This is a genomic window from Rhizobium sp. M10, assembly GCF_002531955.1.
Taxonomy (GTDB): domain Bacteria; phylum Pseudomonadota; class Alphaproteobacteria; order Rhizobiales; family Rhizobiaceae; genus Rhizobium; species Rhizobium etli_C.
Genome location: NZ_NWTA01000003.1, coordinates 337,161 through 350,233, shown reverse-complemented (window position 1 = coordinate 350,233; position 13,073 = coordinate 337,161). Strand labels below are relative to the sequence as shown.

The 13,073-nt window shown below is 61.3% G+C and carries 16 protein-coding genes; 4 read left to right on the top strand and 12 right to left on the bottom strand.

The genetic code is table 11. The features are described 5' to 3' along the window. Window positions 1–5: 5 nt before the first annotated feature. From arsK to CO671_RS06990, 6 genes are read right to left on the bottom strand one after another with little or no spacing between them, the layout of a single operon-like run. The gene (gene arsK, locus CO671_RS07015; RefSeq protein WP_097605322.1) at window positions 6–1,241 is read right to left on the bottom strand and encodes an arsenite efflux MFS transporter ArsK; all 1,236 of its coding nucleotides are present in this window, start codon (window positions 1,239–1,241) and stop codon (window positions 6–8) included. Continuing rightward, a complete protein-coding gene (gene arsH, locus CO671_RS07010) occupies window positions 1,238–1,963 on the bottom strand; it encodes an arsenical resistance protein ArsH (RefSeq protein ID WP_170964941.1) in 726 nt (241 codons plus the stop codon). The genes arsK and arsH overlap by 4 nt, the downstream gene beginning before the upstream one ends. After that, window positions 1,938–2,360: an arsenate reductase (glutaredoxin) gene (arsC, locus tag CO671_RS07005; protein WP_097605321.1), complete on the bottom strand. Its 423-nt coding sequence runs from the start codon at window positions 2,358–2,360 to the stop codon at window positions 1,938–1,940. The genes arsH and arsC overlap by 26 nt, the downstream gene beginning before the upstream one ends. Further along, window positions 2,357–3,055 carry an MIP/aquaporin family protein gene (locus CO671_RS07000; RefSeq protein WP_097605320.1) on the bottom strand — a complete coding sequence of 233 codons (699 nt, stop codon included), beginning with the start codon at window positions 3,053–3,055 and terminating at the stop codon, window positions 2,357–2,359. The genes arsC and CO671_RS07000 overlap by 4 nt, the downstream gene beginning before the upstream one ends. Next, complete coding sequence (locus tag CO671_RS06995) at window positions 3,055–3,585, bottom strand: arsenate reductase ArsC (protein WP_010033646.1); 531 nt, start codon at window positions 3,583–3,585, stop codon at window positions 3,055–3,057. The genes CO671_RS07000 and CO671_RS06995 overlap by 1 nt, the downstream gene beginning before the upstream one ends. Then, window positions 3,582–3,938 (bottom strand): metalloregulator ArsR/SmtB family transcription factor, encoded by a 357-nt coding sequence (locus tag CO671_RS06990; RefSeq protein WP_097605319.1) that lies wholly within the window; start codon window positions 3,936–3,938, stop codon window positions 3,582–3,584. The genes CO671_RS06995 and CO671_RS06990 overlap by 4 nt, the downstream gene beginning before the upstream one ends. A gap of 42 nt (window positions 3,939–3,980) precedes the next feature. On the opposite strand from CO671_RS06990, the gene CO671_RS06985 reads away from it, so the two are divergent. After that, window positions 3,981–4,505 carry a DUF6428 family protein gene (locus CO671_RS06985; protein WP_097605318.1) on the top strand — a complete coding sequence of 175 codons (525 nt, stop codon included), beginning with the start codon at window positions 3,981–3,983 and terminating at the stop codon, window positions 4,503–4,505. Window positions 4,506–4,563: 58 nt separating this feature from the next. On the opposite strand, the gene CO671_RS06980 is transcribed toward CO671_RS06985, so the two are convergent. After that, window positions 4,564–5,547 (bottom strand): squalene cyclase, encoded by a 984-nt coding sequence (locus CO671_RS06980; RefSeq protein WP_097605317.1) that lies wholly within the window; start codon window positions 5,545–5,547, stop codon window positions 4,564–4,566. 179 nt (window positions 5,548–5,726) lie between these two features. Between CO671_RS06980 and CO671_RS06975 the strand changes: the two genes are divergently transcribed. Next, window positions 5,727–6,557 carry a response regulator gene (locus CO671_RS06975; protein WP_097605316.1) on the top strand — a complete coding sequence of 277 codons (831 nt, stop codon included), beginning with the start codon at window positions 5,727–5,729 and terminating at the stop codon, window positions 6,555–6,557. Between the two features lie 186 nt (window positions 6,558–6,743). After that, on the top strand, window positions 6,744–8,075 hold the full coding sequence (locus CO671_RS06970; RefSeq protein WP_097605315.1) for a diguanylate cyclase: 1,332 nt from the start codon (window positions 6,744–6,746) through the stop codon (window positions 8,073–8,075). Between the two features lie 133 nt (window positions 8,076–8,208). Here CO671_RS06970 and CO671_RS06965 read toward each other — a convergent pair whose 3' ends face one another. Beyond that, a complete protein-coding gene (locus tag CO671_RS06965; protein WP_003579912.1) occupies window positions 8,209–9,228 on the bottom strand; it encodes a GlxA family transcriptional regulator in 1,020 nt (339 codons plus the stop codon). Between the two features lie 294 nt (window positions 9,229–9,522). Further along, window positions 9,523–9,723 (bottom strand): hypothetical protein, encoded by a 201-nt coding sequence (locus CO671_RS06960; RefSeq protein ID WP_010034163.1) that lies wholly within the window; start codon window positions 9,721–9,723, stop codon window positions 9,523–9,525. Window positions 9,724–10,009: 286 nt separating this feature from the next. On the opposite strand from CO671_RS06960, the gene CO671_RS06955 reads away from it, so the two are divergent. Then, window positions 10,010–10,690, top strand: coding sequence for a peroxiredoxin-like family protein (locus CO671_RS06955; RefSeq protein ID WP_097605314.1), 681 nt, complete (start codon window positions 10,010–10,012; stop codon window positions 10,688–10,690). Window positions 10,691–10,813: 123 nt separating this feature from the next. On the opposite strand, the gene CO671_RS06950 is transcribed toward CO671_RS06955, so the two are convergent. The 3 genes from CO671_RS06950 to CO671_RS06940 form a co-directional block, all read right to left on the bottom strand. Continuing rightward, window positions 10,814–11,410 carry a hypothetical protein gene (locus tag CO671_RS06950; protein WP_010034159.1) on the bottom strand — a complete coding sequence of 199 codons (597 nt, stop codon included), beginning with the start codon at window positions 11,408–11,410 and terminating at the stop codon, window positions 10,814–10,816. A gap of 81 nt (window positions 11,411–11,491) precedes the next feature. Then, window positions 11,492–12,169: an HAD family phosphatase gene (locus tag CO671_RS06945; protein WP_097605313.1), complete on the bottom strand. Its 678-nt coding sequence runs from the start codon at window positions 12,167–12,169 to the stop codon at window positions 11,492–11,494. 234 nt (window positions 12,170–12,403) lie between these two features. After that, on the bottom strand, window positions 12,404–13,051 hold the full coding sequence (locus CO671_RS06940) for a MarC family protein (RefSeq protein WP_097605312.1): 648 nt from the start codon (window positions 13,049–13,051) through the stop codon (window positions 12,404–12,406). Window positions 13,052–13,073 lie beyond the last annotated feature (22 nt).

Here is a 13,073-nt window from a genome sequence, read left to right as displayed (position 1 = left end):
CGCGGCTAAGGCTCTCCGCGCACCAGCGCCGTTTGCGCCGGCACGGGCATCCGCATCAGCGGCCGGATGGCGAGGAATGCCGCCACGGCCGCGGCGCCGAGCGCGGCGGTAATCGACAGCGACCAGGATACGCCGATATTGCCCATCAGGAAGGCCAGCGCGAACGGCGCCGTCGAGGAGACGGCGAGGCGGGCCGACATCACTTTTCCCTGTCGCTGGCCATAGCCCTCGCTTCCGAAGAGTGCCAAGGGCAGCGTTCCCTGCACAATGCTGCTGAGGCCGGAGCCGAGGCCGAAGATCACGGCGAAGACCACTGCGCCGGGAACCGACGGCGCCGTGAGGAGGAGAATGACGAGAGCCGCCGGCAGGAGCACGGCGGAGATGACGGCGAGCATCAGCTGCGGCAGGCTGCCGCCGAAGACCATGTTGATGAAGCGGCTCAGCACCTGTGACGGGCCGAAGAGCGTGCCGACCATCACGGCCATGGCGCCGAGTCCAAGCGCCGACATGACCGGCACCATATGGACCAGAAGCGCAGCGTTGACGAAGCTTTCCAGCGCAAAGCCGGTCACCATCAGGATGAAGGCCGGCGTGCGCGCAGCGGCGGGAAGGCTGGGTTCGATATGCCTGGTCGCACCGCTCTTCTCGCCCGTGCTGTTATGGCCTGCACTGCGCGCCAGCCAGGCATGAATGGGAAGGCAGACGAGCAGATTGATCGCGGCGAAGATGAGATAGACGCTCTGCCACGAGAAGTGGGCATGCAGCGCAGTGGTGATCGGCCAGAAGATGGTCGAGGCGAAACCGCCGATCAGCGTGAGATAGGTAATGCTGCGCTGGGCGACGCGCGGCCGTATCTGAACGAGCAGGGCGAAGGCCGCGCCATATTGCACGAGGTTCGACGCCGTCTCGACGGCGATCAGGGCGATGACGAAGGCGGCCTTGCCGGGAGCAAAAGCGCAGCCGGCAAGCGCAATTGCCGCGATCACCGAGCCAAAGGTCATGACCCGGCCGGCGCCGAAGCGGTCAATCCACCTGCCCATCGCGGGTGCTGCCAGTCCGCCGATCAGCAGCGCCGCCGACAGCGCCCCGAAGATCCATTCCGCCGACCAATCGAGCCCGCGCGCCATGTCGGGCGCGAGGATGCTGAAGCTGTAATAGAGGGTGCCGTAGCCGATGACCTGCGTCAGGCCGAGCGCGAGAATGGCTGCAATGGGCGGCCGTTCGGAAGCGGCGGGCGTCATATGGATTTGAGACCCACGCGCCGTTCAAGCTTGTCGGCTTCTTCTTGGCGCTCGCTGTAGCGGTCGGTGAGATAGGCAGAGGCGTCGCGCGTCAGCCATGTGAATTTCACCAGTTCCTCGCAGACGTCCACGACGCGGTCGTAAAAGGATGAGGGCTTCATGCGCCCATCGCTGTCGAACTCCTGGAAAGCCTTTGCCACTGACGACTGGTTGGGAATGGTGATCATCCGCATCCACCGGCCGAGGATGCGCATCTGGTTCACGGCATTGAACGACTGCGATCCGCCGGATACCTGCATGACGGCGAGCGTCTTGCCCTGCGTCGGCCGGACCGAACCCACCGACAGCGGTATCCAGTCGATCTGCGCCTTCATGATCCCGCTCATTGCGCCGTGTCGCTCGGGGCTGACCCAGACCTGGCCTTCCGACCAGGCCGACAGTTCGCGCAATTCCTGCACTTTGGGATGGGCGACCGGCGCTCCGTCGGGAAGGGGTAGGCCCTCGGGGTCGAAGATCCGCACTTCGCAGCCGAAGTGATCGAGCAGCCGCGATGCCTCATGCGCGAGGAGACGGCTGTAGGATACGGCCCTCAGCGAGCCGTAGAGGATGAGGATGCGCGGTTTATGCGTCGAGAAGGGCGGCCGCAAGGCCGCCGGATCCGGCTGACGAAGATGGGCCGGCGAAGTTGCCGGCAGGTCAGACAATGCGCTTGCCTTCGGCATCGAGCACCTTCTCGCCATCCTCCTTGGCGAAGGCGCCCTTATGCGTCTCCGGCAGGATTTCCAGAACCACCTCGGAAGGCCGCGACAGCCGTGTGCCGAGCGGGGTGATGACGAAGGGCCGGTTGATCAGGATCGGCTGGGCGAGCATGGCGTCGAGCAACTGGTCGTCGCTCAGATCGGGATTGCTGAGGCCGAGTTCGGCGTAGGGCGTATCCTTCTCGCGCAGGGCCTGGCGCACGGTCAGGCCGGCATCGGCGATCATCTTGACCAGCTCCGCGCGTGACGGCGGCGTGTTGACGTATTCGATGATGTCGGGCTCGATACCGGCATTGCGGATCATCGCCAGCGTGTTGCGCGACGTGCCGCAGGCGGGATTGTGGTAGATGGTGACGTTCATAGCTTCGCCTCGGAGGATAGGGTTGACGATGTCTCGGCTGGCTGCAACAGCCAGGTGAACAGGAGGAGGGCTGCGACCGCACCAACGATTTCGGTAAGCCAGAACCCCGGAAGGTCGATCGGCCGGATCCCGGAGAAAGTGTCAGTCAGGGAGCGGGCGAAGGCCACCGCCGGATTGGCAAACGAGGTCGAGGCGGTGAACCAGTAGGCGGCGGTGATGTAGAGCCCGACCAGCCATGGCACGGCCTTCTGCTCGAAGCGGATGCCGGCGAGAATGACTGCGACGAGGCCGAAGGTCGCAATCCCCTCGGAAAACCATTGCGCGCCGCCGGTGCGGACCTTGCTCGACAATTCCAGAAGCGGCAGGTTGAACATCAGATGGGCGCAGATCGTGCCGGCTACGCCGCCGGCAAACTGCGCCAGCACGTAGCCGCCAAGGTCGCGTTTCGGCAGCGAGCCCGACATGGCGAAGATCAACGAGACGGCCGGGTTGAAATGGGCGCCGGAAATCGGCCCCAGCACGGTGATCAGCACGACCAGGATCGCGCCGGTCGCCAGCGTATTGCCGAGCAGGGCGAGCCCGACATCCGCCGTCAGCGATGTCGCCATGATGCCCGAGCCGACCACGGTTGCGACCAGCATGGCGGTGCCGAGCGCCTCCGAGACCAGTCGGCGCGATAGATCGTAAGAAGCCATCAGCCGGCCCCTGCCGGTTTTGCGGTCGTGCCTTCCATCGCGCCGATCTGACGCAGATGCGATTCCAGCGCCAGCTTGTCGATCGAGGCCAAAGGCAGGCTGAGGAAGGCAATGATCCTGTTTTTCAGGAAACGGGCGGCCTGTGCGAAGGCACGGCCCTTCTCGACCTCGCTGCCCTCGACGGTGGCCGGATCCTCGACGCCCCAGTGAGCGGTCATCGGATGGCCGATCCAGACAGGGCAGGCTTCGCCGTGGGCGGTGTCACAGACGGTGAAGATGAAATCCATCTCCGGTGCGTCGGGCTTGGCGAACTCATCCCAGCTCTTCGAGCGGAAGCCGGTTGCGGGATAACCCAGCGCCTGCAGTTCCTTCAGCGCCAATGGATTGACTTCGCCCCTCGGCTGGCTGCCGGCGGAATAGGCCTTGAACCGGCCCTTGCCCTCGGTCTCCAGGATCGACTCCGCCAGGATCGAGCGCGAAGAATTGGCAGTGCAGAGAAAGAGCACATTGTAAACGCGGTCTGTGGTCATTGCAGTTCCTCCTTGGTTGTAGGTGCACAGCATGCGGCGACGGCGGCGGCGGGCGCGCAGATTTCGGCGTTCCCTCCGCAGCAATCCTCCATCAGAAAACGGATCAGGCCGCCAAGCGCCTCGTAATTGGCGGTGTAGATGATCGAGCGCGATTCACGCTGCTGGGTGATTAGCCCGGATCGTTCCAGCTCCTTCAGGTGGAAGGAGACGTTGGACGGCGAAACCTCGGCCTTTTCGGCGATAGAGCCCGCCGCCATTCCGTCAGGACCCGAGACGACAAGCATGCGAATGATCTGGAGGCGCGTTTCCTGCGAAAGCGCGCCGAACGCGGCGAGGGCTTGACGTTGATCCATATTTCAATAATCCTTGAATCGTTGAAACGAGGATTAGCGCAGATGAATGCCATCGACAACAATAAAATTCAGGCGGAGGAGATAAACCTCGGCCTGCTGCTTGATGCGCTCTCCGGCAACAAGGACGCGCCGCTGGTTTTTTACTACGACGGCCGGCCGGTGAAGCCGGGCTATCATATCACCGAGGTCAAGGCAGGCCAATTCTCAGCGCTTGATTGCGGCGCCAATCCGGAAGCATGGACGGAGATATTCATCCAGCTCTGGGACATCGACGAGGGTGAGCGCACGCATATGCCGGCCGGCAAATTCCATGCGATCATCCTAAAGGTGGCGGAGCATGTGCAGCTCGACGGTACCGCCAAGCTCACGTTCGAAGTCAGCGACGGCGTGCGGCCGATGCAGCTTTATTGCGCGGCAATACCGATCTTGCGCGGCGGGGCCGTGCATGTCGACCTTTCGCCGCGGCCGGCAAGCTGCAAGCCGCGCGACCGCTGGCTCGCCGCGGAGATCAGAAAGGCTGCGGCCTGCTGCGGTCCGTCGGCGACGGGGAGCGGCTGCTGTGCGTAGAGACCTGCGGGGATCGGGCAACAGCCGAGCGGTCCGCGTGTCCTGCGCTCGCTTGCCATCAGGCATTGACTGAGGCGTGGGCATCCCACCATCTGAGCACCCGCATCGCCCGGAGCGTGATCCAGCGCGAGGGCTGACCCTCTCCCTCGTCGATCTCGAACCAGACACGCCCCGGCAGGGTCCAGTCGAGCGGCCATCTGCCGTTCTGAAGGCGGCGGCAGCGAAGATGGTCGATCGCCTCGCCGAGGCGCGGATCGGGGGCGGAGCCGGTGAGGAGGGCGCTTGACCTGAGATAGTCGAGGGCGCGAGGGATGTCGTAGCGCCAGCGGTTCGGATGCAGGAAGTGCAGGAAGCGTTCGTCGGCCGGCTCGCCGGTGCCGAGACGGCGGAAGAGGTTGCGCTTCAGCAGGAATTCCTCGCCCGTTCTGCGTGCCTCCCGGGATTGCGGCGTACCGCCGGTCGCTCGCTCGAACTCCAGCAGGCCCTCCAGCACGTTGATGGTGCTGGCAAAGGACGATCGAATGGAGCCGTTGCACCGTTCGCAATTCCAGCCGCCATCCTCGAGGCGCTGGCCGGTCAGCCTCTCGACAATGGAGGAGACGTCGACACCGAAATAGGCGCCGTCGGCGACGGTGCGGCCATTGATGCACTCCTCGACTTCGCCCTTCCAATAGGACTGGCCGCCCTCTTCCCAATGGGCATTGGCGCCGATCAATTCGACGGTGCGCCTCACCCGCTCACAGGCGGGATCGAGACCGAATTCCCGCAATTGCGAAAGGGAAAAGGTCGTGGCCGTCCAAGGCTGGCCGCAGTCGCGCCACTCACAAGGGTCGAAACCGGCGGGCAGGAAGGCGCCGCCTGCCCATTGCCCGTCCTCGTCCTGGCAGGCAAGCAGCCTTGCGCCCCAACCTTCGGTCTCCACTTTCGCCCGCTCGGCCATCCATTCCCGCTGCGGGGCGTCAAGCAGGTCACGCATGACCTGCCATCGGATCGACGGGTCGGAGTCGAGAAGCCATTCGATCACCGGGTCGGATTGGGTCATGGGAAACCTCTCGGCGCGGCGTTTCGCGCCTGATTTCTTAATCATATCTGCAAGAAAATCGGCAGCGGCGCCATCGGGTCGTCTCTTCGTTTTCGTATCCACAGTGCTGATTAATAATTAGTCAAATCAATTGATGTATCCGTTGGAATTGGGGACGGATTTTACATTAAAGGTTTACGATGGCGTTTTTAGGTATTTCGGGGATGCAATATTCCGGAGAGATGTTTGCCGGCGCGCGAATTATTGTCGCCGAAGATTCAAACGTGTTCACTTCGATGATCAGCAAACGCCTCAAGGAGTTGTTCGACATTGACGTCGAGATCTGCCGCAACTTCGAGGATCTGCAATATTCCTACGACAAATCTTCCGATCCGATCACGCTGGCGATCTCGAACATCAATCTGCCCGGCGCCGAAAACGGCGAAGCGCTCGAATATCTGGTCGATCTTTCCATTCCCACCATCGTCTTCACCGGCACCTTCCACGACGGCATGCGCGACAAGCTGATGGCCAAGGACATCGTCGATTATATCCTCAAGGACAATATCTTCGCGGTCGATCTGCTGGCGGAATCGATCTGCCGGTTCCTGACCAATCATCGCCACCATGTGCTGATCGTCGACGACAGCGCGACGGCGCGCGCGTTGTTGTCGAGCCGGCTGAAACGCTATAATTTCCGCGTCAGCGTTGCCGAGAGCGGCGGCAAGGCATTGGAGATCCTGAAGGCCAATCGCGATATCGGCCTGATGATCACCGACTACAACATGCCCGATATTGACGGCTTCGAACTGACGCGGCGCATCCGCGCCAATATCGGCTCGCACGAGCTGCGCATCATCGGCGTTTCCTCCTCATCGAACCGGCTGCTTTCGGCGCGGTTCCTGAAAGCCGGCGGCAATGATTTCATGCTGCGCCCCTTCATCGACGAGGAGTTCTACTGCCGCGTCAACCAGAATCTCGATACGCTCCTGCAAATTCAATCGATGCGCAAGGAGCGGGCGGTTGCCTGACGGCCCTTCCAGCATCGGCGCCGCGACGGCGCGGGAGATGACGGCGGGCAACCGTCAACGAATTTCTGCAATTACAAGTAACACTCACATTTGTCCCCTTCACGCGCATAGGCCTCTCGGTTATCGTCCGCCCCGCCGGGGAGGGGGCCGAGTCGAGCCCGTCGGGCGCAGGGGGGAATAGCGGCTGTGGCTTTTCAAGCGGATTTTCAGCGGGATGGAATCGGGCTGCGCTCCGGCGGCCTCAAAATACTTCTGGTTGAAGATTCCCGGATGTTTTCCGCCGTGCTCTGCCACCGATTCCAGACGGAACTTGGGCTTGCCGTCAAATCCTGCTCGTCGCTGAAAGCGCTTCGCCGGGAGCTTGCCGACGACGGTCACGGCTACACCATGGCCGTCGTCGACCTCAACCTGCCGGATTCGCCCTATGGCGAGGCGCTCGACTGCACCATCGAGCACGATATCCCGGCGATCGTCTTTACCGCCACGTTCGATCTCAACACGCGCAACAGGATCATGGAGCGCAATGTCATCGATTACGTGTTGAAGGACAATGAGTTCGCGCTCGACAATCTGGTCGCTACCGTCCGCCGGGCGATCTCCAACCGCAAGACGCGGGTGCTCGTCGTCGACGATGTCGTCTCGGCACGCCAGGTGCTCGTCGACCTCTTGAAGGCGCAGCAATATCTCGTCGTCGAGGCAAGCTCGGGACTCGAGGCGCTGGCCGCTCTCGAAGCCTACAGCGACATCGAACTCGTCGTCACCGATCACCATATGCCCGATATGAGCGGTTACGAGCTGACGCGGCGCATCCGCCATCGCTTCGGTTCGGACCGGCTGCGTGTCATCGGCGTGTCTTCGTCCAACGACCGCATGCTGTCAGCCAGTTTCCTGAAGGCTGGCGCCAGCGACTTCCTCTACCGGCCCTTCGTCGCCGAGGAGCTGCAATGCCGCATTGCCAACAATGCCGAGACGCTGGCACAGATGCGGCAGCTGAGGGCGGCGGCGGCATGCGACTACCTGACCGGCCTCTACAATCGCCGTTATTTCTATGACAACGGCCCGAAGCTGGTGAACGAATGCCTGCGGCTGAAAGTGCCGAGTTCAGTCGCCATCCTCGATATCGACCATTTCAAGCGTCTGAACGATACCTACGGTCACGAGATCGGCGACAAGGTGCTGAAGGCGGTCGCGAACCGGCTGTTTACGATCTTTGATGGCAGCGACAATCTTCTCTCGCGGCTTGGCGGCGAAGAATTCGCCATCCTCTTCCCGCAGATGGATTCAGCTGCTGCGACCAAGCTTTGCGATGAGATCCGCTCGGATATATCGCGGTTGAAGGTCACCGCCGACGACGAGGACCTCGGCGTCACGATCTCGATCGGCATTGCCGAGATCGGCGGCTACGAGACCTTCGAGAATTATTTGAACGCCGCCGACCAGTTCCTCTACATGGCCAAACACCGGGGCCGCAACCAGGTCTATTCCGACGCCAAGATGACGGAGGAGGCGGCGCAGTAGGCTGGGCTGTCGCCACTGGTCATTATCCTCGGCCTTGTGCTGAGGATCTGCCGCCCTATCAACCCATGGTGAGATGCTCGGCACAAGGCCGAGCATGGCGAAGGAATGGTCAGCTTCTTGTGTTGCTGCCACCTCAGGCGGCGACCGCCTGCCTTGCCGTCGCCATGGTCATCTTGCGCTCGGCGCGCTCCTGCTGCGGCGAGCGATGGTAGAGTTCGCGATAACACTTGGAGAAATGCGAGGCCGAGACGAAGCCGCAGGCGACGGCGACTTCGACGACGGGCATCGAGGATTGCACCAGCAGGTGGCGGGCGCGGTCGAGGCGGATTTCCAGATAGTAGCGGGCCGGCGAGCGGCCCATCTCCTGGCGGAACAGCCGTTCGATCTGGCGCCGCGAGAGGCCGGCGCCGTCGGCGATCTCGATCAGCGACAGCGGCTCGGCCAGATTGCCTTCCATCAGCTCGATGATCGACAGCACCTTGGCATTCTGCACGCCGAGGCGGGCGCGCAGCGGCAGGCGCTGACGGTCGTGCGGATTGCGCACGCGGTCGGTCAGGTGCTGTTCGCAGATGCGGTTGACGAGGCTTTCGCCGAAATCCTCGCCGACGAGGTTCAGCATCATGTCGAGCGAGGCGGTGCCGCCGGCGCAGGTATAGAGATTGCCGTCAATCTCGTAGAGATCGGCATAGACCTCCGCCTGCGGGAAGGCTTCGGAGAAGCCCGGCAGGTTTTCCCAGTGGATGGCGCAGCGCTTGCCGTTCAAGAGCCCGGCCTGGGCCAGCACATGTGCGCCCGTACAGAGGCTGCCGACGGCAACGCCGCGATTGTAACATTCGCGCAGCCAGGCATTGACCGATTTGTTGTTGAACTGCTCGACATCGATGCCGGAACAGACGAGCACCATGCCCGGCCGGTTTTCGCCGCCGAGATGGCGGCGCTCCTCGGCGAGCGAGGAATTCGCCTCGACGCCGATGCCGCAGGAGGAATAGACTTTTTCCCCGTCGAGGGAGGCGAGCCGCCAGGTATAGGCCTGATAGCCGAGCATGCGATTGGCGATGCGCAAGGTGTCCACGGCCGCCGAGAAGGGCAGCATGGTGAATTGCGGTACCATAAAGAAGACCAGTGAACGCTTCTTGATCTGCATCCTGTTCATAGCGAAATCCATGCTCGAGGGACGATGACATATTCGTTGCGCGGAATGCGTCGCGCCGATGTCCTGAAAGCGACACTGGCATGGAAAAATGCGGCCGGGAAGAGCAAATATGCGACATTGACCGCGATTTGACCGGTCAAGTCCCGGGCGAGGGCGCCGGCGGGGTGGAAGAGAGCGCACAGCCAACCGAAAGTCAGGGGCTGAAGTGCAATGGGAAACGAGATGGCGGACACGAAAAAGGCGGCGTTGCAAGACGCAGACGCCGCCCTCATCTCAGGAGGAATGTCGCATTCATTACATGGTCCGGTGTTTGCTGTCGTCGGTGCTCGGCCAGCCGATATCCTTGCGGACGTCGAACGGCATGGCTTCGATTTCGCGGGCAGTCTGCCAGCGGGTCCAGGCAAGCACGAGCTTGTGGGCATAATGGCCCAGATCGAAGCGGCCTTCGCTGGAGGTGAGGGTCTTGCCACCACCCCGATAGGTGAGCGTGGTCATTTTTCGGTTCCTTTCTTGAGCCGGGACATGGTCGCGATGGGAGGTTCGTCCTTGTCCATGCAGCTAATATGGGCCTCGCGAACCCATCATTCAAACGAATAGAGTTTATGGATAACATCAATGATTTTGAATGATCCGCGCGCTCCCGGGGGTAGCGTTGAGATCGGTCGGAGCGGCGAATGGCATGCCGAACCGCACTCAACATCGAGCGCTTGGCCTTCTTGCGACAAGTGATACAGTTGAATTTCGGTCGTTCACCTGGACAATACGAAAAGGGAATTATTCCATGGCAGACCAGAAGCGCCCGCTGCAGCCTGGAGATTCCGCGCCCGCGTTCACGCTGGCCACGGCCAACTTCGACGGAACGGTCTCGCTCGCCGACTTGAGCGGTCGCCCGTTCTTGATCGGCTTCTTTCGCGGGCTGCACTGCCCGTTCTGCCGGCGTCAGGTAGAACAGCTCGCCAGCGTGCAGCCGTCCCTGCGCGCCGCCGGGTTGGAGACGGTGGCCGTTATCAACACGCCGGTGGAGCGCGCCCGTCTGTATTTCCGCCACCGGCCGACGCCGGTAACGCTTCTGTGCGACCCCGACTGCCGCACCCATCGCGCCTACGGCGTGCCGCATGCAGAGTTCTTGCCCGAGGGGAGCAGTGAACAGCTCGAATGGCCATATGGCGCAACGATGGCGCAATTCCAAGCGGCACGCATCAACCCGACCGGCGAGCTGCCAGAACCGGTACAGCCGATGGAAGCCAACACGATCCTCAATGCCAAGGACCGCTTCGAGCTTGATGAAGCCGATAACGCAATATTCGAGAAGCACGCTACTCAGCTTGTCGGGCACTTCCTGGTCGATGCGAACGGCACCATCGGCTGGGCACAAATCGAAGCGCTCGACGGACCGAACAGCCTCTGCATCTTCCCGACCGCGGCGGAGATCATCACTGCCGCCGGCAGCCTTGGACGCTGACCTGCAGCGAACCGTCCGCCAGCTGCTGCACGATGTCGAATGAGGGCGATAACCCATATGGGCCGCCTGCATATTGCTGTCCGTCCAAAAGACAACAGCTTCGGCGCGCGGGGGTGCACCTGCTTAGCCTGCATATCCTTGATGCCAACTCTCGAACTCATAGACAGTTCGAACCCCATGATCCATAACGGCTTCATACACGAGTGCGCTCGAAATCTTATCCTTCGTCTGGGGACGCTCAGCCAGGGCTTTTTTGATCCGCAGGATCGTTTCGCGATCCTGATCGTTCATGCGCGGCATCAGCGTCTTCAGGTGCGTGAGATCGGGTTGCCTGTCCGGCTGGTCTACCAGCCAGATATCGATGGTCCACATCGACTGGTTCTGCGCGCGAACCGATAGCCAGAGATAAAGCCCATCGGGATATTTGTCCGGCTCGGTGTTCCATGCGCCAGTGTCATTTCGAAAACGAACCGCGACGACGCTGTCGGTCATCTGCATAAGACGAGCGCCGATACCCGCGAATGCTTCGAGAGCGCCAGCATCCAGCCTGGGACAAGACACCGTTATGTCGACGTCTCGTCGAACCATAAGCCCCATGGCCGAACTGCCCACACGGATAGGGTTCCCGATAGCCTCGAGGAGTTCGTCAAGGTGTAGCTGCCGGACGATTTCGTCGGCTTCGGCTTGCAGCTGTCGTTGGGCTTCCAACAGGTCCGACATGCCCTTTTCTCCACTCGCTTTACCGCTCGGCCGCAGCCTTTCGGGTGCTGGCGAGAAAATACCCCGATCGGCAAGCGACGCTCAATGTGGTCGTGCGAACCGTTCAATCGCCGCTGCCAGGTCGTCGTAGTTTTCGACAATAATATCCGCGCCGGATCGCAACAGGCTTTCACCATGATCTGCCGAGCAATGGTTGCCAGCGGTAAAGCCGATGACACGCATGCCAGCCGCTTTGCCTGCAATGACGCCGTTGACGCTGTCTTCGACAACGACGCACTCGTGCGGGAGCGCGTTCATCGCCGTGGCTGCATGGAGAAAGAGGTCCGGGGCAGGCTTTCCATTTGCGACCAGATCAGCTGAGAAAATATGCGGATCGAACAGATCGATCAATCCAACATGCTGCAATTTCCAACGCAGCCTTGTGGAAGGGGTGCTGGAGGCTACGCACCGCAGGGTGGCGATTTTGTTTATCCCTTGCCGCGCGAACGGTATTTCCGCCAAATCGGCTTCCAATCTCACTGTCGATATGCGGTCGATTTGAGCATAAAAATCGCGTGGAAGAGGAGCTCCGGTTTTCGCCTCCACGCAAGTCTGAAGCTTCGCTTCCCACATACCGGGAGAGAGCCCCATGAATGACTGCATGTAGGCTTTCCGTTCAAAACCAGCGCCGATGGATTCCAGAAATTCGAGTTCGGCAGCGAGATAAATCTCCTCGCTATTCACAAGGACGCCATCGCAGTCGAAAATAGTCAGTTTCATCAGGCGCACCTTGGCAGTCTATCAAAGCGGGTATCCAGCTTGGCATCTCGATAGCGCGATGGAAAGCCCTGCTTCCGGCCTTGATCGCAAACTGTTGGTCGGTCTTGTTGATCGGAGTTTGTCAGAGACGGAAGCTCCTCCGCCTACAGGTTCGCAATCCGCAGATAACCATCTCAGGCAGATCGCGGAAACCCGTGAGGGCCGTCCTCGGCTCGTCAGATATCTGCCGACCTCTCAATGCGCGGCGGCCGGCGTGATGATGCCAAGACCGCCAAGCCCTGTGACCATCAGCTGGACCGCGACCGCGGTCAGCAGAATACCGAAGACGACCTCCGAGACGATCATGCTGGCTGGCTTCATGCGCTTGGCGAGCTTGTCGATATTGGTGAACACCAGATAGTCGAATGCGCCGATCAGCAAGATCAGACCGGTGACGAGTATCGCACTGGCGATCGAGACGACTTCGCCGGAGGCGATGATGATGACTGTGATGCCGACAGGATTGAGCAGGTAAGGGACGGCAAGCGGAAACACGGCCAGTTTCTCCGGGTCGACCGGAGTCGCAAGCTCGTCGTGCGGCTTTTCGGTTGGTCCCGATGCCATCTTGATTGCGATGAGCGCGAGGATGATGCCGCCGGCGACGGCGACGGCGCCGCCCGTGATGTGGAGAAGCCGCATCAGCAGAGCGCCGGTGGCGAAAAGGATCAGCGCCGTGACGACGGCGATCAAAACCATCTGGCGGCCGATGCGCAGCTTGGTTTCGGTATCGAAGGCATGTGTCTTTTCCAGAAACGGCACCAGGGCGATCTTCGGCCCCATGCCGATCAGAAGCAGCAAAAGAAGTTTTCCGACGAGTGCGGCATCGATGACTGTGAAATCCATGGAACCTACCCTCTATAATTTA